General features: G+C 60.1%; 23 protein-coding genes. 9 read left to right on the forward strand and 14 right to left on the reverse strand.

Annotation, left to right across the window (positions count from 1 at the left end; all coding sequences use genetic code 11):
• Window positions 1–34 precede the first annotated feature (34 nt).
• Together urtA and ELH03_RS16570 are read right to left on the reverse strand one after the other, a co-directional pair.
• Window positions 35–1327: an urea ABC transporter substrate-binding protein gene (urtA, locus tag ELH03_RS16565; RefSeq protein ID WP_128400531.1), complete on the reverse strand. Its 1293-nt coding sequence runs from the start codon at window positions 1325–1327 to the stop codon at window positions 35–37.
• A 187-nt stretch (window positions 1328–1514) separates the two neighbouring features.
• Complete coding sequence (locus tag ELH03_RS16570) at window positions 1515–3419, reverse strand: acid phosphatase (RefSeq protein WP_130766518.1); 1905 nt, start codon at window positions 3417–3419, stop codon at window positions 1515–1517.
• 178 nt (window positions 3420–3597) lie between these two features.
• On the opposite strand from ELH03_RS16570, the gene ELH03_RS16575 reads away from it, so the two are divergent.
• On the forward strand, window positions 3598–6984 hold the full coding sequence (locus tag ELH03_RS16575; protein ID WP_128400533.1) for a hybrid sensor histidine kinase/response regulator: 3387 nt from the start codon (window positions 3598–3600) through the stop codon (window positions 6982–6984).
• The gene (locus ELH03_RS16580; RefSeq protein WP_027683356.1) at window positions 6977–7894 is read left to right on the forward strand and encodes a response regulator transcription factor; all 918 of its coding nucleotides are present in this window, start codon (window positions 6977–6979) and stop codon (window positions 7892–7894) included. The genes ELH03_RS16575 and ELH03_RS16580 overlap by 8 nt, the downstream gene beginning before the upstream one ends.
• 21 nt (window positions 7895–7915) lie before the next feature.
• On the opposite strand, the gene ELH03_RS16585 is transcribed toward ELH03_RS16580, so the two are convergent.
• The 7 genes from ELH03_RS16585 to ELH03_RS16615 all read right to left on the reverse strand — a co-directional run bounded on the left by ELH03_RS16585 (window position 7916) and on the right by ELH03_RS16615 (window position 14554).
• Entirely contained in the window at window positions 7916–8887 is a 972-nt protein-coding gene (locus ELH03_RS16585) for a 2-hydroxyacid dehydrogenase (RefSeq protein ID WP_130766519.1), read from the reverse strand.
• Between the two features lie 135 nt (window positions 8888–9022).
• Window positions 9023–10144 (reverse strand): branched-chain amino acid ABC transporter substrate-binding protein, encoded by a 1122-nt coding sequence (locus ELH03_RS16590; protein ID WP_003542332.1) that lies wholly within the window; start codon window positions 10142–10144, stop codon window positions 9023–9025.
• A gap of 120 nt (window positions 10145–10264) precedes the next feature.
• Entirely contained in the window at window positions 10265–10618 is a 354-nt protein-coding gene (locus tag ELH03_RS16595) for a DUF6867 family protein (protein WP_003561969.1), read from the reverse strand.
• Between the two features lie 19 nt (window positions 10619–10637).
• Window positions 10638–11381, reverse strand: coding sequence for an ABC transporter ATP-binding protein (locus ELH03_RS16600; protein ID WP_018243304.1), 744 nt, complete (start codon window positions 11379–11381; stop codon window positions 10638–10640).
• Entirely contained in the window at window positions 11381–12256 is an 876-nt protein-coding gene (locus ELH03_RS16605) for an ABC transporter ATP-binding protein (RefSeq protein WP_018446887.1), read from the reverse strand. The genes ELH03_RS16600 and ELH03_RS16605 overlap by 1 nt, the downstream gene beginning before the upstream one ends.
• A complete protein-coding gene (gene livM, locus ELH03_RS16610) occupies window positions 12256–13647 on the reverse strand; it encodes a high-affinity branched-chain amino acid ABC transporter permease LivM (RefSeq protein WP_128400535.1) in 1392 nt (463 codons plus the stop codon). The genes ELH03_RS16605 and livM overlap by 1 nt, the downstream gene beginning before the upstream one ends.
• Before the next feature lie 4 nt (window positions 13648–13651).
• A complete protein-coding gene (locus ELH03_RS16615; RefSeq protein WP_017965841.1) occupies window positions 13652–14554 on the reverse strand; it encodes a branched-chain amino acid ABC transporter permease in 903 nt (300 codons plus the stop codon).
• A 542-nt stretch (window positions 14555–15096) separates the two neighbouring features.
• Between ELH03_RS16615 and cysQ the strand changes: the two genes are divergently transcribed.
• Window positions 15097–15894 carry a 3'(2'),5'-bisphosphate nucleotidase CysQ gene (gene cysQ / locus ELH03_RS16625; protein WP_128400536.1) on the forward strand — a complete coding sequence of 266 codons (798 nt, stop codon included), beginning with the start codon at window positions 15097–15099 and terminating at the stop codon, window positions 15892–15894.
• A gap of 645 nt (window positions 15895–16539) precedes the next feature.
• Complete coding sequence (locus tag ELH03_RS16635) at window positions 16540–17265, forward strand: sugar transferase (protein WP_128400538.1); 726 nt, start codon at window positions 16540–16542, stop codon at window positions 17263–17265.
• A gap of 108 nt (window positions 17266–17373) precedes the next feature.
• On the opposite strand, the gene ELH03_RS16640 is transcribed toward ELH03_RS16635, so the two are convergent.
• Window positions 17374–18120, reverse strand: a complete 747-nt coding sequence (locus ELH03_RS16640) for a helix-turn-helix transcriptional regulator (RefSeq protein WP_128400539.1) — start codon at window positions 18118–18120, stop codon at window positions 17374–17376.
• Window positions 18121–18519: 399 nt separating this feature from the next.
• Here ELH03_RS16640 and sciP point away from each other — a divergent pair, with 399 nt between their 5' ends.
• Window positions 18520–18795, forward strand: a complete 276-nt coding sequence (gene sciP / locus ELH03_RS16645; protein WP_007533628.1) for a CtrA inhibitor SciP — start codon at window positions 18520–18522, stop codon at window positions 18793–18795.
• A 24-nt stretch (window positions 18796–18819) separates the two neighbouring features.
• Here the strand turns inward: sciP and ELH03_RS16650 are convergent, their stop codons facing one another.
• Window positions 18820–19365 carry a paraquat-inducible protein A gene (locus ELH03_RS16650; protein WP_197727757.1) on the reverse strand — a complete coding sequence of 182 codons (546 nt, stop codon included), beginning with the start codon at window positions 19363–19365 and terminating at the stop codon, window positions 18820–18822.
• Between the two features lie 55 nt (window positions 19366–19420).
• Between ELH03_RS16650 and ELH03_RS16655 the strand changes: the two genes are divergently transcribed.
• Entirely contained in the window at window positions 19421–19699 is a 279-nt protein-coding gene (locus ELH03_RS16655) for a GNAT family N-acetyltransferase (RefSeq protein ID WP_130659254.1), read from the forward strand.
• A gap of 380 nt (window positions 19700–20079) precedes the next feature.
• Here ELH03_RS16655 and ELH03_RS16665 read toward each other — a convergent pair whose 3' ends face one another.
• The gene (locus ELH03_RS16665) at window positions 20080–20430 is read right to left on the reverse strand and encodes a hypothetical protein (protein WP_007630691.1); all 351 of its coding nucleotides are present in this window, start codon (window positions 20428–20430) and stop codon (window positions 20080–20082) included.
• Window positions 20431–20866: 436 nt separating this feature from the next.
• Here ELH03_RS16665 and ctrA point away from each other — a divergent pair, with 436 nt between their 5' ends.
• Entirely contained in the window at window positions 20867–21568 is a 702-nt protein-coding gene (gene ctrA, locus ELH03_RS16670; RefSeq protein ID WP_003542362.1) for a response regulator transcription factor CtrA, read from the forward strand.
• Between the two features lie 227 nt (window positions 21569–21795).
• Here ctrA and ELH03_RS16675 read toward each other — a convergent pair whose 3' ends face one another.
• Both ELH03_RS16675 and chpT read right to left on the reverse strand, forming a co-directional pair.
• On the reverse strand, window positions 21796–22158 hold the full coding sequence (locus ELH03_RS16675) for a response regulator (protein ID WP_010069020.1): 363 nt from the start codon (window positions 22156–22158) through the stop codon (window positions 21796–21798).
• Window positions 22159–22278: 120 nt separating this feature from the next.
• On the reverse strand, window positions 22279–22926 hold the full coding sequence (gene chpT / locus ELH03_RS16680; RefSeq protein WP_128400544.1) for a histidine phosphotransferase ChpT: 648 nt from the start codon (window positions 22924–22926) through the stop codon (window positions 22279–22281).
• A 194-nt stretch (window positions 22927–23120) separates the two neighbouring features.
• Between chpT and ELH03_RS16685 the strand changes: the two genes are divergently transcribed.
• Both ELH03_RS16685 and ELH03_RS16690 read left to right on the forward strand, forming a co-directional pair.
• Window positions 23121–23708, forward strand: coding sequence for a DUF1134 domain-containing protein (locus ELH03_RS16685; RefSeq protein ID WP_128400545.1), 588 nt, complete (start codon window positions 23121–23123; stop codon window positions 23706–23708).
• 115 nt (window positions 23709–23823) lie between these two features.
• Window positions 23824–24984, forward strand: a complete 1161-nt coding sequence (locus tag ELH03_RS16690; protein WP_130766521.1) for a coiled-coil domain-containing protein — start codon at window positions 23824–23826, stop codon at window positions 24982–24984.
• The last annotated feature ends 37 nt before the right edge of the window (window positions 24985–25021 follow it).

The following is a 25021-nucleotide window of genomic DNA, read 5'->3' on the forward strand; positions in this document are numbered from 1 at the left end:
AATCCTTCAGGCAATCATCGGATCGGGGTCGTACTCAGGAGCCCTTGCCACCGCACTTGCCCGTAGCAACGTTGAAGTTGCCGCAGGACATCGGCTTGCGCCAATCGGAGATCAGGTCCTTGGAATCAGGCAGGAAGTCTGACCATTCGTCGCCGACGACGGCAGGTGTCTGCTGGACGATTTCGAACTGGCCGTCGGCCTGGATTTCACCGATCAACACCGGTTTGGTGATGTGGTGGTTCGGCATGACGGTGGCATAACCGCCGGAGAGGTTCGGAACGCTGACGCCGATGATAGTATCGAGAACCTTGTCGGTGTCGGTCGTGCCGGCAGCCTGGACGGCCTTAACCCATGCGTTGAAGCCGATATAGGCGGCTTCCATCGGGTCGTTCGTCACGCGCTTGTCGTTCTTGGTGAACGCGTGCCAGTCCTTGATGAACTTCTTGTTGGCAGGGCTTTCGACCGACTCGAAGTAGTTCCAGGCAGCGAGATGGCCGACGAGCGGCTTGGTGTCGAGACCGGCAAGCTCTTCTTCGCCGACCGAGAAGGCGACGACGGGGATGTCGGTTGCCTTGATGCCCTTGTTACCGAGTTCCTTGTAGAAGGGAACGTTGGCATCGCCGTTGATCGTCGAGACGACGGCGGTCTTCTTGCCGGCCGAACCGAATTCCTTGATCTTGGAAACTTCGGTCTGCCAGTCGGAGAAGCCGAACGGCGTGTAGTTGGTCAGGATGTCTTCTTTCGGAATACCCTTCGAAATCAGATATGCCTCGAGAATCTTGTTGGTCGTGCGCGGATAAACGTAGTCCGTACCTTCGAGAACGAAGCGCTTGACGCCTTCTTTTTCCATCAGGTAGTCGACAGCAGGAATGGCCTGCTGGTTCGGAGCAGCACCGGTGTAGAAGATGTTGCGCGAGGACTCTTCGCCTTCATACTGGACCGGGTAGAAGAGGATCGAGTTGGTCTCTTCGAAAACCGGCAGAACGGACTTGCGCGACGAGGACGTCCAGCAACCGAAGACGGCGGCAACCTTGTCCTTCTGGATCAACTCACGTGCCTTTTCGGCAAACAGCGGCCAGTCGGAAGCCGGGTCGACGACGACGGCCTCAAGCTTCTTGCCGAGAAGGCCGCCCTTCTTGTTCTGCTCGTCGATGAGCATCAGCATGGCGTCCTTGAGCGTGGTCTCGGAGATGGCCATGGTGCCGGAAAGCGAGTGCAGAATGCCGACCTTGATCGTGTCGTCGGCGGCAACAGCACCGCTGAAGGCAGCCGAGGCCGCCATGACGGCGCCGAGTGCAGCGCCAGTAATAGTAGTTCTGAGATTCATCTGGTTGAGCCCCTCTTCTTGTTCCGCAACAGGCCGGAAACGGAGATTAACTGTTGCTTAAGGGACTATCGGGCGCTGCAACGCAAAAACACATACGCAAAATGACGTAGGCGCGGGGGTCAAACAGGCAGACCAGGGAAGGAAGGGCATCCCCGTGGCCGGAGATGCCCTGTCTCGATACCGGAATTTATCCGTCGATCGTCAAAGTGACTGATGTCGGGCCGTAGGAGAGGCTCGCCTTGTGGCCGGAAACCGTGAACTTGCCGAAGGTGCCAGTCACTGCACTCGCCTTCAGGATTTCGATCTTCGTTCCGGGCGTTGGGGCATAGCCATCGGCAAGTGTCACTTCGAGGTCGCCGGCCAGCACTGCCTTGCCTTCGACAACCAGCGTGCCAGCGCCGTTTTCGCCGAGCGCCGGCTTCGTCGTGGCATTGGCGACCTGCTGATAGTCACCGCTCACGGTCAAAGGCTTGTCGGCCGCCAGAACGAGCGAGCCGCCATTGACCATCAACCCGCCACGACCGAAGGCCGACGGCGACACGGCCACCAGCGCGCCCTCTTCAAGCACGGTGCCGCCGGCATAGCTGTTGGCGCCCGACAGCCCGAGGATGCCGTTGCCGCGCTTCACCAGCCCTCCCTTGCCGGTGATGTCGTTCCGCCAGGAGTCGATCGAATTGAACCCGCCCTTTGCCGCGTCCATCGTCACGGTCACGTCCTGTTCGAACGCAGCGTAACCATCGGCGGCGGCAAACAGGTTGAGACGGCCGTAACCTTCCGCATCGTCGAGGAGCGGGTAGCCGGAGGCGATCTCGGTCGACTTCAGCACGTCGCGGCGCTGCTCGCCGTCCAGATAGGGCAGGCGTGTTTCGAGAAGTGCTTCGGCACCCTGCGGCACGCGAGCCGGCTGATCGGTCGCATGGATCGTCGGCAGGCCGTAGCTCAGGCGCTGCAGCACGTAAGCGCGATTGGCGTCATGATCGGCGAAACGATCTGTAGCCAGCGGTGCTGCATGGGCCGCGACCTCGAGCGCGCCCGCATCCGCAACGCCTGACTTGGCGACGAGCCATGACTGCGCCTGGCTGTAAGCATCCCTCTTCAGCGCCGCATTGTCGGCCTTGTTCAGATTGTAGACGACCGTGGCGGTGCCGAGCATCCGGCCGCCCATCACGTCGAGAGGAGAATGCATGCCGGCGAGGATGCGGTCTTCACCCAGCTCGCTGGCGCGCGTGATCATTTCCTGAAAGCGCTGCGGCACGAGATAGGCCATGGAAAGCGCATCCCGCCAGGCTTCCGCCGTATGCCCGCTCGGGAAACCGCCGTCCTCGACCGGCTTGCCGCTCTTGGCGGGCTCCAGCGTCGGGACGACCGACACATTCTGGCTCCAGCGGTAGGGACGGCCATATTTGAAATAACGTTTTGCCGGCTCCGTCGAGCCGTCACCGCTTGCGGCGTTGATGAAGTCGATTGCAAGGCCCATGTCGGGATTGGCATCGGTCTTGTTTTCCGCGTCCGGCTTGCTGCCGGCGCCGCGATTGTTGCCCTTGTCGTCATATTTGACCGTTGTCGCGTCGGTCGCCACCTCGGTGATCGTGGTGGTCTGCTTCGAACCGGCCTTCCAGGCATCCGTCAGCGGACCAAGGCCGTCGACGATGCTGGCATTCTTGCCGCGCCGATCGTCGAGATAGGCAGCCACCGCCTGATCGGCCGTCCGCGCCCGCGTCGCATTGACGACATAGGCAATGTTGGCGTCATGGACGGCCTGGTTGACGATGTGGCCGTCGGTCTTGCTGGCGGGAATGCCGTCCCAATCCGTCTTGGCGACAGCCGGGCAATTGTCCTTGGCCGGGGCTTCGACACCCGCATCGACGAAAGGCGTGCGCGGTGTCCAGATTTCGAGGAAGCCGGAGAGAAGGTGAACCGCAGCGTTGGTGTCGACCGTCGAGAAGCAGGCGTCACCGCGCTTGTTGGTGTTTCCGGCCTGCGCATAGGGAGCTTTCGCCGCCGTGGCCTGCTCGGCGCTGGCAAGCGATGGCACGATAGAAAGCAGGCAAACGAGGGCAGTGCTCAGGCGGCAAAGGCTTAAAGCAGACATGGTGATACCCGAAATGGTTGAACGAACGCCGGGAGAGTTAGAGTTCTTATGTGACAGATCAATTGCAAAAATATTGCCATTCTGTGAACCAGTTGGCGTCCGCCTCTTGCCTTTCCCATCCATCCCGCCAAAACTGGCTGGAAGACGATGAGCCCAACCAGATTGCCGGAAAGAGGGCATGACAGCGCGCCAACGCATCATTCCGGTGAGACGCGAATACAATCGCTGGGTCGCCAACCAGACGCTGGAAGACTATGCGCTGCGCTTCACCGCAAAGAGCGCCCGGCATTTCTCCTCGCAGCGCATCTCGCAGACGGCGATCGGCGCGATCTCCTTCCTGGCGCTGGAGGCGATCGGCGGCGCGATCACCCTCTCCTACGGCACCACCAACGCCTTTTACGCCATCATCGTCGCCTCGATCGCCATGCTGGCGATCGGCCTGCCGATCAGCCGCTACGCCATCCGCCACGGCGTCGACATCGATCTTCTGACGCGCGGCGCGGGCTTCGGCTACATCGGCTCAACCATCACCTCGCTGATCTATGCAAGCTTCACCTTCATGCTGTTTGCGATCGAGGCTTCGATCATGTCCGGGGCGCTGGAGCTCACCCTCGGCATCCCACTCTGGATCGGCTACATCATCAGCGCCGTCATGGTGATCCCGCTGGTAACGCACGGCGTGCGGCTGATCAGCAAGTTCCAGCTGATGACCCAGCCCTTCTGGATCGTGCTGAATATCCTGCCCTTCATCTTCATCGCCTTGCTGGACTGGGAAAAGTTCGATCTCTGGCGCGCCTTTGCCGGCATTCGCCATGCCTCCGGCCCGCCCGGCACCATCGCCGAATTCGATCTGGTGGAGTTCGGCGCTGCTTCTGCCGTCATCCTGGCGCTGATGTCGCAGATCGGCGAACAGGCCGATTTCCTGCGCTTCCTGCCGCCGGACCCGCAGCGCAAGTGGCGCCATCGCCTGGCCATCTTTCTCGCCGGGCCCGGCTGGGTCATCATCGGCGCGCCGAAGCTGCTTGCCGGTTCATTCCTGGTCGTGCTGACCTTCACCTCAGGCGTCCCCCTCGATCGCGCCGCCGACCCGGCGCAGATGTATCTGACAGCCTTCGGCTACATGGTCCCCTGGCACAATGCCGCGCTGCTATTGATGGCCGCTTTCGTCGTCGTCTCGCAGCTGAAGATCAACGTGATGAACGCCTATGCCGGCTCGCTCGCCTGGTCGAACTTCTTCTCGCGGCTGACCCATAGCCATCCCGGCCGTGTCATCTGGCTGGTCTTCAACGTCGCGATCGCCCTGCTTTTGATGGAACTCGGCATCTACCGGCTGCTGGAGGAAACGCTCGGCATCTTCTCGATCATCGCCATGGCCTGGCTCTGCACGATTTCCGCCGATCTCTTCATCAACAAGCCGCTGGGGTTGGCTCCTCCCGGCATCGAGTTCAAGCGCGCCCACCTCTACGACATCAACCCGGTCGGCCTCGGCGCCATGACGCTGTCGGCGACGGTGTCGCTGACTGCCCATTTCGGCGCCTTCGGCGAAATCGCCGCCTCGCTCGCCCCCTACATCACCCTCGTCATCGCCCTGATCGCCTCGCCTGTCATCGCCTGGGCGACGAAAGGCAAATTCTATCTCGCCCGCAAGCCGCGCCAGAGCTGGAAGAACCTGACGAGCATTACCTGCTCGGTCTGCGAACACCCGTTCGAGCCGGAGGACATGGCCTGGTGCCCGGCCTATGCCGCGCCGATCTGCTCGCTCTGCTGCTCGCTCGACAGCCGCTGCCACGACATGTGCAAGCCGGCTGCCCGTTTCAACGCGCAGGTCGGCACCGTCGCCAAGGCGCTGCTGCCTGAAGCCATTCTGGGGAAGCTGACGACGCGCCTTGGCCGCTACGGCATCGCCGTCGTGCTCGCATTGACCGCCATCGGCGCGATCCTGGCGATGATCGCCCATCAGGTCGCCTCCGCCTCACCCGCGACGGGTGAGGTCGTCAACCGCACCATCCTCATCGTCTTCTTCGTCTTCTCGGTGATCTCGGGCGTTGTCTGCTGGTTCTATGTGCTCGCCCATGACAGCCGCGTCGTTGCCGAGGAGGAATCCTCGCGCCAGAACACGCTGCTGCTCAAGGAAATCGCCGCCCACAAGAAGACCGACGCCGCCTTGCAGAACGCCAAGGAGACGGCCGAGGCCGCCAACCGTGCCAAGAGCCGCTATGTCGTCGGGCTCAGCCATGAATTACGCACGCCGCTGAACGCCGTGCTCGGCTACGCCCAGATCCTCGAACGCGACGAGACCATTCCGGCGCCGCGCCAATCCTCGATCAAGGTCATCCGCCGCAGCGCCGAACACCTCTCCGGGCTAATCGACGGCCTGCTCGATATTTCCAAGATCGAGGCCGGCCGCCTGCAGGTCTATTCCAACGAGATCAATATTCAGGATTTCCTCGACCAGATCGTCGATATGTTCCGCCCGCAGGCGCAGGCAAAGGGGCTCGCCTTCGTCCATGAGCGATCGCCGGCCTTGCCGCAATTCGTCCGCACCGACGAAAAGCGCCTGCGCCAGATCCTGGTCAACCTGCTCTCCAATGCCATCAAGTTCACCGACGAAGGCAGCGTCACCTTCGATGTCGGCTACCGCAGCCAGGTGGCGACCTTCACCGTCGCCGATACCGGCCGCGGCATCACGGAAAAAGACCTGCCCCGCATCTACGAACCCTTCCAGCGCGGCGAGGCCGAAAGCGTGCGGCCAATGCCGGGGCTTGGCCTCGGCCTCACCATCACCCGGCTTTTGACCAATACGCTCGGTGGCGAGATTTCGGTTTCGAGCGTGAAGGACGAAGGCTCGACCTTCCGCGTGCGGCTGATGCTGTCCGCCGTCATGCGCGCCGTGGCCGCCGCGCCGCAGGAAAAGCGCATTGTCGGTTACGACGGTCCGCGCCGCACGGTCGTGGTCGTCGACGATAACGAGGACCACCGCGAGATGATGCGCGAAATCCTGGCGCCGCTCGATTTCATCGTGCTGACGGCGGCAGGCGGCGGCGAATGCCTGACGCTGATCGAGGGCATCATACCGGACCTCTTCCTCGTCGATATCCTGATGCCCGGCATGAACGGCTGGCAGCTCGTCTCGCGTCTGCGCGAGGCCGGTCAGACGGCGCCAGTGCTGATGCTTTCGGCCAATATCGGTGATGCGGCGGTTCTCAGCGACAGCGACGACAGCCACAACGATGCGATCGGCAAGCCGGTCGACATCCGCCAGCTGCGCGACAAGCTCGCCCTGCATCTCGGCCTGACATGGATCTTTGCCGATGCCGCGCCAGCCGTTCCTGTTAAGATCGAAGCGCCGATGCTGAGCCCAGGTGCTGCCCATGTGCAGGAATTGCTGCGGCTCGGCGAGATCGGCTATATCAGAGGTATCGAAGCCAAGCTTTCCGACCTTGCCAAGGTGGAGGCAAATCAGCCATTCACAGAGGAACTTCGCACCTATGTCGCCGCCTTCGATCTCGCCGGCTTCATGACCTTCCTGCACAACTTCGACGAAAAGGTGGAATCCATTGGCTGAGCCGGCCCTCCCCCGCGACATCGTTCTGCTCGTCGACGACTCGGCCGAAGCACTCGGCTTCTTGACCGACGCACTCGAACAATCCGGCTTCTCCGTGCTGATCGCCACGTCGGGCACGGCCGCACTTGGTATCGTCGAGCGCATCACGCCCGATATCATCCTGCTCGACGCGGTAATGCCCGCCATGGACGGCTTCGAGACCTGCCGCCGGCTGAAGGCGAATGCCGCGGTGGCGCAGGTGCCCGTCATCTTCATGACCGGCCTGACCGAGACCGAGCATGTCGTGCACGCGCTGGAGTCCGGCGGCGTCGATTATCTCAGCAAGCCGATCAACATCGATGAACTGCGCGCCCGCATCCGTGTCCATCTGCGCAACGCTCGCTCGGCCCAAAGCGCTCGCATCGCGCTGGACGCGGCCGGCCGTCATCTGCTGGCAGTCAAGGGTGACGGCGCCATCCACTGGTCAACGCCACAAGCCACACGGCTGGTCAATGCCGCCATGGGCAGCGACGACGGCATGGAAATCGTCGTCCACCATATCGCCGGCTGGATGCGCGACCGCGTCGCCGCGGTACGCGACGGCATCATCTCCGTTGCCCATGCCGGCCAAGCGGCGCTGCAGCTCGCCTTCCTCGGCGCAATCGGCCCTGACGAATATCTCTTCCGCCTCACTGCCGCCAATCAGCGCAGCGACGACGCGGTGCTGCGCCAGCGCTTTTCGCTCACCCAGCGCGAATCCGAAGTGCTGCTCTGGATTGCCAAGGGCAAGGCCAACCGCGACATCGGCGAAATATTGGGACTGTCGGCGCGGACGGTGAACAAGCACCTCGAACAGATTTATGTGAAGCTCGGCGTCGAGAACCGCGCATCAGCCGCCGTGAAGGCCACGCATGTGCTGCACGAGATGTGAGATGGCGTTGGCGGCTGGTCGCTAAACCACCCGATCCGGCACATCCCTGCCCTCGAAAAACGCCGTCACGTTGTCGACCACCTTCATGCCCATGGCGGTCCGCGTCTCTTCAGTGGCGCTGCCGAGATGCGGCAGCACCATGACGTTCTCCATCCGCCGCAGCGTCTCCGGCACATCAGGTTCCGCCTCGTAGACGTCAAGCCCGGCGCCGCGGATCGTGCCCGCCTTCAGCGCTGCAATCAGCGCCGCCTCATCCACCACGTCGCCACGCGCCGTATTGATGAGAAAGGCGCCCGGCTTCATCGCCGCAAGCCGCGCCGCATTCATCAGGTGCCGGTTCTCTGCTCCACCGGGGCAATGCAGCGAGACGAAATCGGCCACCGCCAGCACCGCCTCCATCGTCGGCAACTGCCGCGCGCCGTAACGCGCCGCCTCCGCCGGATCGATCGGTGAACGGTTGAAGAACACCACATCCATGCCGAAGCCGTAATGGCAGCGTTGCGCGAAGGCCTTGCCGATTCGGCCGAAACCGATGATGCCGACCGTCTTCCCGGTCACCTTGGTGCCGACCATATGCGTCGGGCACCAGCCCTTCCATTCGCCAGCGCGTAGCTGCCGCTCGCCCTCACCGCCGCGCCGGGCAACGGAGAGCAGCAGCAACATGGCGATATCGGCCGTGCAGTCGGTCAGCACGCCCGGCGTGTTCGTGACCGCAATGCCTCTCTCCTTGGCAGCTGCAATATCGATGTGATTGTAGCCGACGCCGAAATTGCCAAGGATCTTGGTGACAACGGGCAGGCCGTCGAAGACAGCGGCGGGCAACCGATCGGAAACCGTCGGCAATACGGCATCATAAGTCGAGAGCGCCAGCCTTAGCTCGTTTTCACCGAGCGGAATATCGTCAGGATTGAACGTCACGTCGAAACGTTCGGCAAGGACGGCTTCCACCGTGGCTGGCCAGCGTCGGGTGACGAGAATGCGGGGTTTGGACATGGACGGTTCCGCTCAACGCTTCAAAACGATGCCAAGAGTTAGACCAGCCAGGCGAAAATTGAAACGTCCGCAAAAAGAAAGAAGCCCGGTCGGAACCGGGCTTCGATAATCATGTCCCATAAAGGGGAGCGAGGCTTACATGCCCTGCGGGAAGTAGCTGTACTTGCCGTCCGGACCCTTCTTCCATTCGTACATGATGTAGCCAGGAATCTTCGGGTCGCCCTTTTCGTCAAACGAAATGTCGCCGAGAACGGTCGGGAACGGACCCTTTTCCTTCATGGCCTTGGCAACGGCCTCAGGATCCAGCGAACCAGCAGCCTTGGCGGCTCCAGCGATCGTCTGCATCGCAGCGTAGGAATAGAGCGTGTAGGCTTCCGGATTGAAACCAGCGGCCTTGAACTTTTCGACGAGTTCCTTGTTCGCAGGGTTCGCCGTCGGATCGGGGCCGAAGGTGTTCAGCGTACCGGCGACAGCGTCGCCAGCGATCGAGGCCAGTTCGTTCGAAACGATACCGTCGCCCGAAACCAGCGTCGCCTTCAGGCCCTGGTCAGCCGCCTGGCGGATGATGAGACCGGCTTCGGTGTGCAGACCACCCCAATAGATGATCGAGACGCCGGCTTCCTTCATCTTGGCGATGAGGGCCGAGAAGTCCTTGTCGCCGACATTGATGCCTTCGTATATGACTTCCGTCACGCCGGCGGCGTTCATAGCCTTCTTGGTCTCGTCGGCAAGGCCCTGACCGTACGGGGTCTTGTCGTGAACGACAGCGATCTTGGCGTCCTTGAAGTGATCGGCAAGATATTTGCCGGCGATGGCACCCTGCTGGTCGTCGCGGCCGCAGGTGCGGAACGTGTTCCAGAGGCCCCGTTCCGTGAAGGTCGGGTTCGTCGCAGCCGGGGTGATTTCGAGGATGCCGTTTTCGGCATAGACTTCCGAAGCCGGGATCGAAACGCCCGAGTTGAAGTGGCCGATGACGAACTTGACGCCGTCAGCAGCGAACTTGTTGGCGACCGAAATGCCCTGCTTCGGGTCGGAGACGTCGTCGCCGAGTTCGATCTTGATCTGCTCGCCGTTGATGCCGCCAGCCGCGTTGATGTCGGCGGCTGCCTGTTCAGCACCCTTCTGGAGCTGAGCGCCGAACGCGGCGTTCGGGCCAGTCAGCGGACCAGCGACAGCGATGAGGACGTCGGCCCAAGCGTTGCCGCTGAAGGCGACCATCGCCGTCAGAGCCACTGCCGACAGAAGAGACTTCTTCATATTATTACTCCCAATTTTTGGGCGGGTTCCGGTCCAAGGCCCAGCGCACTACCCACCATTGACTGCGCCAGGAAAGCTGTTCCACTCGGAAGGCAATTCATGCCTAGTTTCAACGGACTGTCAATGTTTGTCCTTCCACGAAAACGCGGAAGTCTTTTCGTACAGCCAGTAATAGTTGTTAACCATCTGATTGGTGCGGCGGTAGCGGAAGCCGGCCGTCGAGAACACCAGCAGTGTCACGAAGTCGAGGATATAGTAGAAGGCGTTGAGCATCGGACCATTGAACAGGGCATGATGCAGGAACTGCATCGCCCAGGCGAGCAGGAATGTATAGACGATGACCAACGGATAGTCGGCCCAGCCTTCGGCAACCGCTTTGCCGGCGCGCCAGGCCGTCCAGAAGCCTAAGAGCAAGACGATGACACGGATCGCCACAAGGGGGCCGGCATCCGCTTCGAAGAAAAGTCCCTGCATGTCAAACTCTCCTTTCGACCTAGTGTCTTCCGCCTTCGAGATAGGCGGCGCGGACCTCGGGATTGGCAAGAAGCTCCTTGCCGGAGCCGCTCATCGTCACCTTGCCGTTCACCATCACGTAGGCGCGGTGAGAAAGCCTGAGGGCGGCGAACGCGTTCTGCTCGACGAGGAAAACGGTCAGCCCCTCCGCCTCGTTGAGCTTCTTGATCGCCTCGAAGATGCCCTTGACGATCAGCGGCGCAAGACCGAGCGAGGGTTCGTCGAGAAGCAGCAGCTTCGGGCGCGCCATCAGCGCGCGGCCGATCGACAGCATCTGCTGCTCACCGCCCGAAAGTGTTCCGCCCCGCTGGGCGTGACGTTCCTTGAGACGCGGGAAGAGCGTGAAGATCTTCTCGACGTCTTCGGCGAAGTGTTTCAGATTGTCGAGGCCTGCCCCCATCTGAAGATTTTCCAGAACCGTCATGCGCGGGAAGATGCGGCGGCCTTCTGGCGACTGCGCAATGCGTAGACGGGCGATTTCATGCGTCGGCATGCGGGTGATGTCGCGGCCCTCGAAGACCACCGAACCGGTGCGGGCCTGCGGGCTGCCGCAGATCGTCATCATCAATGTCGACTTGCCGGCGCCATTGGCGCCGATCAGGCTGACGATCTCGCCCTTGTTGACGTGGACATCGACGCCGGCCAGCGCACGGATATTGCCATAATAGGTTTCGACGCTGTTGACCTGAAGGAGCGGTTGACCGGTCATTACTTCATCGCCCATCAGTTTGCGCCTCCTTCGAGCTGCTCGACGGCTGCGATCACCTCTTCCACTTCTTCATCCTCGACACCGAGATAGGCCGCGATGACCCTCGGATCGTTCTTCACGTGATCCGGGGTGCCATCGGAAATCTTCTGACCATATTCGAGGACGACGACGTGGTCGGAGATTTCCATGACCACCGACATGTCGTGCTCGATCAGCAGGATCGACGTTCCTGTTTCGGCACGAATGCTCTTCAGCAGTGCGTTGAGCGTTGCCGATTCCCGTGGGTTGAGGCCGGCAGCGGGTTCATCCAGGCAGAGCAGCTCCGGACCGGTGCACATGGCGCGGGCAATTTCGAGACGCCGCTGGGCGCCGTAGGGCAAATCGCCGGCGGGGTCGTCGGCGCGGTCGATCAGATCGGCCTTCTCAAGCCAGAAACGGGCAAGCTCGATCGCCCCGGCCGCTTCCCGCTTATAGGGGCCGACACCGATAAGGCCGAGGATCGTATAACCCGATGCCTTCATCAGCTTGTTGTGCTGGGCAACCAACAGGTTTTCGAGAACGGTCAGGCCGGAGAACAGCCGGATGTTCTGGAAGGTACGCGCGACCTTGGCTTCCCTGGTGATGCGAAAGTCCGGCAGGCGCTCCAGCAGATATTGCTTGCCGCTCTTCTGGTTGAACGTGATCATGCCCATCGTCGGCTTGTAGAAGCCGGTGATGCAGTTGAAGACGGTGGTCTTGCCGGCGCCGTTCGGCCCGATCAGCGCGGTGATATCGCCGCGCTTGGCTTCGAAGGAGAAGTCGTTGATGGCCATCAGGCCGCCGAACTTCATCGACAGGTGTTCGACCTTGAGAAGAGTGTCGTCAGACATCGTGTTCGTTACGGGGCTCATCAACCATGGCCCTCCTTGATGAAGCTTCCGGATATCGCCTTGCGCTCTCTGAGGAAGGCTGTCGGCTCACGCGAGCCGACGAAGCCGCGCGGCTTGAACAACATGACGACGACCATGGCGAGGCCGAAGATCAACATGCGGTAGAGTTCCGGCGTAAAATCGGGTCCGAAGATGAGTTTTAGGAAGTCCATGCTGCGCAACAACTCAGTGCCGCCGACCATGACGATGGCAGCGATCGCGATGCCGGTCAACGAGCCCATGCCGCCGAGAACGACGATAGCGAGAATGACGGCCGATTCCAGGAAGACGAAGGATTCCGGCGAAACGAAGCCCTGGCGGGCGGCGAAGAACGAGCCGGCGAAACCGGCAAACATCGCGCCCGTCGCAAAGGCGGTGAGTTTGGTCGTCACCGTATTGATACCGAGCGAACGGCAGGCGATCTCGTCTTCGCGCAAGGCTTCCCAGGCGCGTCCGATCGGCATGCGGCGCAGCCGGATGGTGACATAGGCCGTCAGCATGCAGAGCGCCAGGATCAGGTAAAAGAGGAAGATCTTGTAATAGGCCGAGGAGATCGGCAGGTGAAAGAGCTTGGCAAAGCCGCCGGCCGTCGCATCGAAGGGAATGCCGAAGAGTGTTGCCTTCGGGATGCTCGAGATACCGAAGGTACCCTTCGTCACTTCAGTCCAGTTGATGAGGACGAGACGAATGATTTCACCGAAGGCAAGCGTCACGATGGCCAGGTAATCGCCACGCAGGCGCAGCACCGGAAAGCCGAGAATGACGCCCCAGAGTGCCGCGAAGATGCCCGAAAGCGGCAGCAGCACCCAGAAGGACAGGCCGAAATAGCTCGAAAGCAGCGCGTAGGAATAAGCGCCAACAGCATAGAAGGCGACATAGCCGAGGTCGAGCAGGCCAGCGAGGCCGACGACGATGTTCAGCCCCCAGGCGAGCATCACATAGATCAGGATCTGGATGCCGAAATTGTCGACATATGTCAGCGAGCCCTGAGGGCCTTTGATCGCCACCACCACCATGGGATAAAGCAGCAGCGCGATCAGCGCGATCTTCAGGAAATGCCGGTGGAAGAAGCTCTTCTCGGTTGAGATGTCGAGTTCGCCCTGTCTCGCCTTCGCCAGCTTGCGGCTGTCGAGATGCGGCCTCAGGAAAACCACCGTGGCGAAGCGGCCGATGGCGGCGACCGCGACGAAGATCGCAAGCAGGCCCCAGCGTTGGACAATGATCAGCTCGTTGCTGATGTTCTGGTCGGTCTTGAGGCCGACATAGAGAACGAACATGCCGAACGACAGGACAGCGGCGAAAAGAGCTTCGGTAAGGCCTTTGCGGACAAGTCCGGCATCGGGCTTGCCTGCAGAATTTTCAATGTTTGCCATGACGTTATACCTTCTCGACTTCCGGCCGCCCGAGGATGCCGGTCGGCTTGAAGATCAACACGAAAGCCAGGATCGCAAAGGTCGCGACGTCTTTGTAGGCGATGGTGAAGTATGCCGACCACAGCGACTCGATAAGGCCGATAAGGAGGCCGCCGAAGACGGCGCCGGGTAACGAACCGATACCGCCGAGAACGGCTGCCGTGAAGGCCTTCACACCAGGCGTGAAGCCGTCGTTAAACGAGGCGACGCCATAATACATCAGGTACATCGTGCCGGCGACGGCTGCGAGTGCCGCACCCATAACGAAAGTGATCGAGATCGTCTGGTCGACGTTGACGCCGAGCAGCGCTGCCATCTTGCGATCCTGCTCAGTGGCACGCTGGGCACGGCCGAGTGCGGTACGATTGACGATGTACCAGAAGATCGTGAGCAGCACTGCCGTGATCACGATGATGATGATCTGTTTCAGCGACACCGAGATGTTGCCGAACTGGTAGACCGAGCTCACCATCGGCGGAATCGGCTTGTTGCGTGGACCCTGCGTCACCTGGATGAAGTTGGACAGCGTGATCGACATGCCGATCGCGGTAATCAGCGGCGCCAGGCGGAAGGAACCGCGCAGGGGACGGTATGCGACGCGCTCAATCGTCCAGTTCCACAAACTCGTCATCAACATCGCGACGACAAGCATCGCCAGCAGCAAAACTGCCACCGGGAGACCTGCGAAGATGGATGTGAGGACGAGGAAGACGATAAGAGCGGCGAAACCACCGAGCATGAAGATGTCGCCATGGGCGAAATTGATCATGCCGATAATGCCGTAAACCATCGTATAGCCAATAGCCACAAGGCCATAGATGGATCCAAGCGTCAGCCCATTTAAGAGCTGCTGGACGAAATACTCCATATGTCATTTTCCCCTGGATGCGAGCGAAACATGCTGCATCTCTTTTTGGTTCTTCAGTTCTCCGTTTCAGAGAACCTCATAGGCCGAATGCATAGCGGTTTCGTTGGAAATGTGAAGACAAAAAGGATTTACTCCGACAGATTCTTGTCAGAACAGGCCTAAATGGCGCGTTTTGAACCAAAATCCACAGAAAAACGGCAGAGCAGGGCCTATTTTTAGCCAGAAACTGCCACTGGGTTAACCGTCCGGAGATATCGTCGTCGATTTCCTGCCTCGCTTGCTGCGTAAGCTATTCCACAGAATTGGAAGATGGAGCAAATTCAGACCCCAAGGCAGCCTCTTTGACGAATGCCATTTCAAAAGGAATGCCCCATCTTCGTCTGACAAGGCCGAAAACTTATGGTAGCATCATCAAGCTGTGTATTGAGGGATGCAGAGCATGACGGGGAACACCATATAACTTAAGTATCTGGTTCTAATAGGGATGGTTTGCGGACGAGCGACAGCGGGGTGCTCGCCGCGTGGCGAACGGCTAAAGGACAATGCTAAGGACATTTGAAAGGGCGGCGCTCGAAGCCGGCAAGGCCATCATCACGGTCCTGCGCGAAGGCTTCCCCGTCGCCATGAAGGCGGATGCAAGTCCGGTCACGGTCGCCGACGAGGAGGCCGAACGCATCATCCTCGCTCATCTCGCCAGAGATTATCCCGAAATACCCGTCGTGGCGGAAGAATCGGTCGCCGCCGGCAAGGTGCCCGACATTGCCGGCCGTGGCTTCTTTCTTGTCGACCCTCTCGACGGTACCCGCGAGTTCGTCGACGGACGGCAGGAATTCACCGTCAACATCGCCTATATCGAGAACGGTGCCCCGGTGGCGGGCATCGTCTACGCGCCAGCGCTCGGACTTGCCTTCTCGGGAGAACGCGACCACGCCGAACGGCTCGTCGTCGCGGACGATTTCACGGTTGGCGCACGCAGCACAATCACCGTGCGCGAACAGCCCGACGACAGGCTGGCGCTTGCAAGCCTTCGCCACAACAGCCCGGAGACCGGAAGCTTCCTCGCCGACCACGCGATCTTCAAATGCACCAATATCGGCTCCTCGCTGAAATTCTGCCTGCTGGCCGAAGGCAAGGCCGACGTCTATCCGCGCTTCACCCGCACGATGGAATGGGACACCGCGGCCGGCGATGCGGTGCTGCGCGCCGCCGGCGGTTCGACGGTGACGCTGGACGGAACGCCGCTGACCTACGGCAAGACGGGAATGGCGGCCGATTTCGACTTCGCCAACCCGAACTTCATCTCCTGGGGCGGCAGGAAACGCGTCCTGGAACCGGCGTGACCATCCTTAGGATCGTCGAATACCGGCAAGCGGCGCGCTTCTCTGCATCGTAACCATGAGCTCAGACCTGTCCCGACAATCCGCGACCGGCCCCAGGCATGCGCGCCCCAACTGAGCAAGCCGCCCCTCCTTAAAGCGTGTCCACGATCCCACTGCCAGCTGTGAAGTGATTCGCGTTATCGGGCCTCATTGAGCGATTCGGGCCTCGAATTCGTTACCCTGCATCTTTTCAAGACGCTGCCTGCCATCAATCCTGCCTTGATTTTGTCACATTTCGGCACTGCTTCGACAGTGATCGATATCTTCGTCAGAAAAATTTCGCCTCGTATTCCGTTAAGAAATACGCTTAAGAGACCCGGGTCACGTGTCGAAACGGCACGTTGCCAACCCCCGGTGAACCCCTGCCAAAGGCCTAGAAACTTTGACAAAATCCCAATTATTAACGAAATATCATGAGCTTGCCTCAACTTAACGCAAGTGCGAAAGATTTGTTGCGATGCGATATTTCTCTGGACACCATTACACAATTGTCGCATTTTTCCGTTTTAGTAGGGTTACCAAGACCTGAGTGCAGCCCTGGTGACAGGGTTAACCATTGATCGCCTATTGCCGCCGCGCCCCCTCGAAGACAACAGAGTACGATCCTTGAGCATCACAGAACTAAACAACAGCATTTCGACAGAATCCTTCCGGCCGAGCCGCCGCCAGCAGCCGAGCCTGAAGATCCAGACCCCTGTTATCCATAGCGATGCGCCGCAGGCGCCGTTGGTGGATCTGGTCCTGAAGCGGGCGTTCGACATTATGTCCTCGTTGAGCGCCCTCCTCGTCCTCGCCCCTTTCCTTCTGTTCGTCGCCCTGCTGATCAAACTCGACAGCCCGGGACCGGTGCTCTTCAAGCAGACCCGCTGGGGCAAGAACTGCAAGGCCATCAAGGTCTACAAGTTCCGTTCCATGCGCACCGACCTCTGCGACGTCTCCGGCATTGCCCAGACGGTGAAGAACGATCCGCGCGTTACCCGCATCGGCGCCATCCTGCGCCGCACGAATGTCGATGAGTTGCCGCAGCTGCTGAACGTGCTGCTGGGCCACATGTCGGTCGTTGGCCCGCGTTGCCATGCAATCGGCATGCGCGCCGGCGGCATGCTCTACGAAGAACTCGTACCGGAATACCATCAGCGCCATGCGATGCGTCCTGGCATGACGGGTCTTGCCCAGATGCGCGGCCTGCGCGGCCCGACCGATCGTCCGGCCAAGGCGCGTGCACGCATCGCCAGCGATCTCTACTACGTCGGGAATTTTTCGATCTTGATGGACATGCGCATCGTTTTCGGAACCGTCGTGTCGGAACTGACCCGCGGAAAAGGCTTCTAAGCTTTGTGAGAAACGGCCGGCTGCCTTGTGTATGTCGCCGAAAAGTGTGCAGCGGTTTTGGGAAACCGACGTGCTAAAACAAAGACCTAAAGCGCGATGCGACGCGCTTTAGAGCAGCCGGTACCGGAAGGCTCTGGCGACCGCCTGCATGCGGTTGACCGAATCGAGCTTGCGCATCGCGCTCTTCAGATAACCTGCCACCGTATGCGACGAGAGATCGAGAATGATCGCGATCTCGTCGCTGCTCTTGCCGGCCGCCGACCAGCGCAGGCATTCGATTTCGCGCCGGGTGAGCGTCTCCGACGGACCGTCTTCCAGGTTGCCATTGCGCGAAACCTTGTCCAGAAGCTCCATGCAGCCGTAAAGCAGCACCATCGCCTGCTCCCGCGTGGGCATAGGACAGTCGCCTGAGAAAGCGAAGATGTATTGTTTCAGGTCAGCGTCATGCAGCGCGAAGGCGAAGGTATTCTTCAGCCCGTGCATCTGAAAGAGCGTGTTGAGTCTGCGGTTTTCCTGATTGGCGGCGCTGCCCGCAAACGACCCCTCTTTGCAGAAGATCGGCACGATCGTCCGCTTCATCGCGGTCACCAGTCTGCTGCAATAGAAGAGATCGGCGGCCTCGTAAAAGCCGACAAGGCTTTGCGGCCAGTTGCTGATCAGCCGGTTTTCGATGAAAGCCGTACGGTCGCCCCGCGGGAAAACCGAGAGCAGATAAAAATCGAAGCCCGCAAGCTTCGCCATCTCCCCGAGCCGTTCCTTGCCGTCGTTAAACGAAACCCCGGCGCCACCGGCCTTGGAAGGCGAAAATGCAGCATCCTCAGCGCAGTCGTCGACTGCGCGCTCACGTCTTTTCATCTTCGTATCCTCGTATGGCCAGCTTCGGCTCGGCCTCGCTGCCGGCGGCGAGAAGCTCGCGCCGGAGCATCAGCAGAGACGGCCTTCTGCCCCGCATCCCGAGGACACGAAGCATCAAAAGCGCGAACTGGACTGATACAGCGGGAAGAACGGAGACGAAGTCTTGCGCTCATTCTCTTGTTGCAGCGCTTATAAGATCATCCCGGAAAATCAGCTAATCTTTATTCCGCATGGCTCCCATGCAGGCGCTACAAATTGACGTAGCGGCAAGCGGCTGCCCCAAATCCGCGGCTCGAGGGCATCTAAATTTGTTATCAAAGTCTTACGATGGGTTTAGGCAATTTTTAAATGTGGCAGGCTAGAGTGGGGTTCGTGGTCTTGCGTTGTGTAGAGAGTCCAATGACCGAAATGATACGTCCCCGAGTAAAATATGTCATCGGCCCCGATGGCAGCCCCCTGACGATCGCGGATCTTCCGCCGCCCAATACGCGGCGCTGGGTGATTCGCCGGAAGGCAGAGGTTGTCGCGGCTGTTCGCGGTGGCTTGTTGAGCTTGGAAGAGGCCTGCGAGCGTTATACGCTCACGGTTGAAGAATTCCTCTCCTGGCAGTCGTCGATCAACAGCCACGGTCTCGCCGGCCTGCGCACCACGCGCATTCAGCAATATCGTCACTGATCACCCGCCAGGCATCGACGACATCTATTTCGGGCCGGACGCATCTCCCATCAGGGAATGAAGAAGGCCCGAAATCATTGACGAGGCCGCGTAGCACCAGAGGCCTGGCTGCGTGAAGGCATCTGCCAGCCCCGTCGTCTTCGCCGCTGCAATGACGATCGCGACCAGCAGCACGTCCATCATCGACCACTTGGACAGATGCGGTACGACACGACGATAGAACAGGTTGCCGGCCCCACCGCCGGTGGCCGTCGCTTCTGCGGCGATCCCGATCATCTTCAGAGACGGGAGCAGGATCGAAACCAGTGCGACGATCGTCGCCAGCAGCCCGTCCCCGCCTTGCCAAAGCGAGACGATGATTTCGATGAGGGACGGCGTCTCGTCGAAGAAATACAGCGTCTCGAAATGGACCAGCGGTAACACGAGGCCGAGCGCCAGGAAGAACGGCGCCGCCACGAGAAGCACGGGGCGAATCATCGAGAGCGCCTTCATTGCCCTGAACCTCGTATCGATCCGATATTTTGCATGAACACTCCGTCTCGTATCTGTCTTGCCTCCACGGCTTGGCACGACCGCGCCGCCATGTCACGGTCCGCTACGACACTATCCGTTACGAGGAAAGACAATGGACATTCGAAACGAGGAAGGCGCCTCCGGCGGCCGGTATGCGGCCGAGGTCGAAGGGCACGAGGCGGAGATGACCTATTCGCGCACATCGCCGAAGCTCATCATCATCGATCACACGGCCGTTCCCGATGCGTTGCGCGGCAAAGGTGTGGGCCAGGCATTGGCGCTCCACGCCGTGGAAGCAGCCCGCACCGGCGGCTGGAAGATCATCCCGCTTTGCCCCTTCTTCAAGGCGCAGGCGCAACGCCATCCGGAATGGAAGGATGTCGTGAACTAGCGCATCGGCCCGAAAATCGGAATCGATTTTCGGAAAGCACGACGAGAGGATTGAAAGAGTTAGAGCGTCCTTTGCGCGTCCGAAAGGACGCACGGCGCTTTAATGCGCGTCGCTCAAAGACAGGCTGTGGCTTTGGGGCAGGCACATAAAAAAGGCATGACTCGCGTCGCGTGAATCACACTCGATGTGACCCGCTTTGGAGGTAGCTTCTTCAATCGCCTTCGGCGCGTGACAGCCTCGATTTCGGCGACAGCTGCGCCGAGGCGCTGACGCCGAGAGGCGAAAACACCAAAAGCCATGTATGACGGACAGCGCGCCCGTCATACATGGCTTCTCAGCGGCGATCCCAGGCGCCGAAACCGGCGCCCACCGTTTTTCTCTTACGCCCTTGCTCGGGCGCCGCTGTCACGCTCTTCCAACGCGGTCGCCCTTGCATATTCCGCCTGCATCTCCTCGAGCGCCATTTCCAGCGTCTCTTCCTGCGTCTTCAGTTCCTTGATCGAAACCTGCAGGTTATCGGCCCGCTGACGCGCGGCCTTGGCGAAGGTCGGATAAGCAAAGTGATTCGGGTCGGAAATACCGGACTTCTTTTCCTCGACGACAATCTGGCTCTCCAGATCCTTCGTCATCCGTTCGAATTCAGACATCATCATTTGCAATTGCTGCAACTGACGTCGTTTTTCGTTCACCTGAAATTCCTTCAGGCGAACGAGACTTTCTCGCGACTTCATACGCATTACTCCCGTGATGCGAGACCCCGGCTCTACTTGAAACCGCCCTGCGCGCCGCTTTGACACGGTTTGCTAAAAAATTTCCGGCGATATTAACAAATACCTACCGCTGGTAACCTTTCGTTTACGGGCATCGTTAATGATAGGCCCTATGATTTAAGGGTCGGTAAATGCCACGGCATGAAGTTCGAACCTTTTCATTGGCGAGTCGGATGAATCACTTAGCGCTGTTTCCTAATGTTAAAGTTGAGGAACGCCTTTTTGAGATTCCTATTGGAAAACAGAGAAATGGAAAAATTATTTAATAAATTCGATACTCCTTGCCAGAGTGAATTAGAATTTGTTAACCATTTCGTGGCAGCTTCCAAATCACGTAGCGTGTTCGGTATCGTGTAGGGGGCCAGACCACCTTTCGGCGGCGGTAAAGGGGATAATTATGCGGGTACTTCTAATCGAGGATGACAGCGCGACGGCGCAGAGCATCGAGTTGATGCTGAAATCAGAGAGTTTTAATGTTTATACCACCGATCTCGGTGAAGAAGGCGTCGATCTGGGCAAGCTGTATGATTATGACATCATCCTTCTCGATCTGAACCTGCCCGACATGTCCGGATATGAAGTGCTTCGCACTCTCCGGTTGTCCAAGGTCAAGACACCGATCCTCATCCTGTCGGGCATGGCCGGCATCGAAGACAAGGTTCGTGGCCTCGGCTTCGGCGCCGACGACTACATGACCAAACCGTTCCACAAGGACGAGCTCGTCGCCCGCATCCACGCCATCGTCCGCCGCTCCAAGGGCCATGCCCAGTCGGTCATCATGACCGGCGAGTTGATCGTCAACCTCGACGCCAAGACTGTCGAAGTCGGCGGCCAGCGCGTCCACCTGACGGGCAAGGAATATCAGATGCTGGAGCTGCTTTCGCTCCGCAAGGGCACCACCCTCACCAAGGAAATGTTCCTGAACCACCTTTACGGCGGCATGGACGAGCCGGAACTGAAGATCATCGACGTCTTCATCTGCAAGCTCCGCAAGAAGCTCGCCAACGCTGCCGGCGGCGCCAACTACATCGAGACCGTTTGGGGCCGTGGTTATGTTCTTCGCGAACCGGATGGGGCCGAATACGCCGAAACCGCCTGATTTTTTTCCGATCCCCCTTATCGGATAAACGAAGATCCCGCCTTTCCGGCGGGATTTTTCGTTTCTGCCCTGGACAAATAAGAAGCCACCCTGACGGAAGATTTCAGGCTGCATCGGCCTGATCCTCTGTGTCTCGTTCAAGAAAATAGAACGTGGCGACGGCCGAACGCACGTGCACTTTCGGCATGATGCTCGAGGGACACACCGATATGAGCGGAAGATCTGCGTCAGGCGGCGATCGCGCGGTTTCCGAAAACCGCAGTCAGGATCTTGCGATCGAACGGCTTCAGCAGGAAGTCGGTCGCACCGGCCCGTTTGCCCGCCATCAGCTTCTTCAGATCCGCCTCGACGACGCAGTAATAGATCTTGACCTCTTTGCCGCCGTCCATGGCGCGGATGGCGGCGATGAGGTCGAGGGCGCCTTCCATGCCGGAATCGACGATCAGATATTCCGGCAGCTCCGCCTGGCAGCGCTGCAGCGCCTCGCCGGCATTGGAGGCTTCGCTGACGAGAAAATCGAGTTCGGAGAGAATGCGCTTGCCAACCTTGCGGACGATGTCCGAATTATCGGTGATCATGAACCTTTGCATGGCCGCTCCTTTGCCCCCGCATTCGTCGCAGCAAGAGGCCTCTTACAACCCTGGAGAATAGGTCCATCAGGCTAACGAATCGTTACCGGACGGGCGCCGACGCGCGTCCGCGCTCCGAAATCAGGCTGCGGCGGCCACTGCCGTGAACACCAGTTCGTCTGCGCTGGCGCTGTGATCGAGCGTCATTCCGCACTCCTGTGCCAGAAGCACGGTGTAATAGGGCTGGATCGAGTGGGCGTCGATCGCCTCCTCGATAGTGCCAGTCGATATCTCGACGAATTTCGGCGGCAAGCGCATCAGTTTGCCTTTGGTCGTGAGCTTGAACCTGGCATCGAATTCGGGATTTTCGAGCGTTACCTCAAGTACGCCGCCGCGCGGAATGGCAGAATAGGCAACGAGGAAGAGGTTGAGCAGCAGCTTGACACGGTTCTTGGCGACGATGGCGCGCGGTCCGTTCCAGATCACCTCGGTCTTCTTCTCGGCGACGGCAAAATCCTTGGCAGCGCGTTCGGCCTCGCCGGTGTCGATCGAGGCGCCGACGGAGCCTGACGCACCAAAGGCGAGGCGTGCGAATTTCAGGCGGACGGACGCGTTGAGAGCGCTGGTACGGATCAGGTCCATCGCATCGGCGTCGGCGCCGCCCTCATCCAGGAGTTCCAGCCCGTTATTGATCGCGCCGACGGGCGAGATGACATCGTGGCAAACGCGGCTGCAAAGAAGCGCGGCCAGATCCGGGCCGGACAGGGTGAGATTGGGGTTCTTGGACATCATCGTCTCCTGAGGGGCGGCAATTTCATTGCGCCCGGAATATACTTCATCAAAATTGCGCGAAGTTTGCGATCGTACTCGATGCCATAATGACACCATATTTGGTAAACCGATTGTTAAGATCATCGGCGCAAAATGCACCAATCGCCGCGAGCGGTTGCCCGCTCCTAGCCAAACGACGAACGGATGACACAATGCGCCCTCGATTTCCGCACCGATTCATCGGCTTCTGCAGGTTGCTTTCGGCCCTCGTCTTCTCCTCGCTGATGGTTGCCGCACCGGCCGTTGCCCAGGACAACGGCCAGTACACGATGCAGGAAATCGTCGACGCCGGCCACTCCTTCTTCGGTTCCGCCAGCGGCGGACTTGCCAAGGTCGTCGAGAGTGCCTTCCAGAAATACGGCCTGCCGAACGGCTATATCCTCGGACAAGAAGGCGGCGGCGCCTTCATCGCTGGCCTTACCTATGGCGAAGGCCAGCTGAACACCAAGAACGCCGGCGAACATAATCTCTACTGGCAGGGACCCTCGCTCGGCCTCGATTACGGCGGCCAGGGCTCGCGCGTGATGATGCTGGTCTACGACCTGCCCTCCATCAACGGCATCTACGCCCGCTTCGGCGGCGTCAGCGGCTCGGCCTATGTGATCGCCGGCTTCGGCATGACGCTGCTCAAGAACAACGACGTGCTGGTCGTGCCGATCCGCACCGGCGTCGGTGCCCGCCTCGGCGTCAACGTCGGCTATCTCAAGATCACTCAGGCGCCGACCTGGAACCCCTTCTGAGGCCGCAAAGCCACCGGAATCTGCCGCCGTCCCAACCGGCGGCCTTGCCATGCGCGTCATGCCTGCTTAATCATCGCGGCTGACCCGTATCAACCTTCTTACCGATGGCCGCGCCGTGATCGAATATGCTCTCTTGTTCGGATTGGGCTTCCTGACCGCGGCCTTCCTCGTCTTTCTGGTCTCGCCCGCCGTTCACCGCCGCATTGTCTGGTATACCGAGAACCGGCTGAAAGCGACGATGCCGCTGAGCCCACAAGAGGTTCGCGCCCAGAAAGACATGGTGCGCGCGCTCTATGCCGCCGAAAACGCCCGCACCACCCAGGACCTTCTGCGTGAGCGCGAGAAATCCCTGTCGTTCCAGCTTCGCCACGACGCCCTCGCCGTCGACGCCGGCAGGCTTGCCGCCGAGATCGGCGATTTGCAGGCCCAGATCGGCGAGATGCATGTCGAGGCGGCCGACCAGCGCTCGCATCTACGCAAGGACGAGAACTATATCAGCCAGCTGAAGACCAACCTGCATATTGCCGAGCAGTCCGCTGCCAACAAGGAAAGCGAACTGGCGACGATCCGGACGCGCCTGAGCAAGCTTGGTGAACAGGCCGATGGGCTGAGGATCGACCTGGCCGCGCGCGAGACCGAGGCGGAGAGCCTGAAATTCCGCGTCAACGCGCTGCGCGACGAACGCGACACGCTGCGCCAGGACGTCAGCCTGCTGCAGAAGCGCGCCAAGGATGCCGAACAGAAACTGACGCAGCAGCAGCATATGGTGATCCGTCTGGAGGATAAGGCCGCGCGCGAGAGCGCTTCCGCCACCGAAAAGGAAACCCTGGTCGCGCGCCGCCAGCAGGAGATCGCCAAGTTGAAGGAGCAGTTGAAGGCCGCCAACGCCGAAATCCGCAAGGTCAACCGGGTCCTGCGCGACGCCGGCCTTGCCGGGATGGTGGCGGAGCTGCCGGCGGAAATGACGGCCGAAGACACCACCGCAGCCGAACTCGACACTGCCGTCGTCACGGCTGAGATCGGCGAAGATGTCCGCACGCGCAGTGCCGCCCTTGCCGAGCGCCTGCAAAAGGCAAAGGCCTCAACCGGGCGCGATGGCGCGATCCGCGAGGAGATCGCCTCGATCGCCGCCAATATGGTGGCGCTGACAGCACTCAACGAAGGTCCCTCCTCGCCGATCCGCACACTGCTGTTGGATGCTGGAGAAAAGAACCCGAACGATCGCGTCAGCCTTGCCGACAGGGCGGCCGCGATCATCGCCGATCCCCCGCGCTGACGCCTTAGGGCGGCGCGCCATCATTTTTGAATTGGCG

The sequence above is a fragment of the Rhizobium beringeri genome, assembly GCF_004306515.1.
Classification (GTDB): Bacteria; Pseudomonadota; Alphaproteobacteria; order Rhizobiales; family Rhizobiaceae; genus Rhizobium; species Rhizobium beringeri.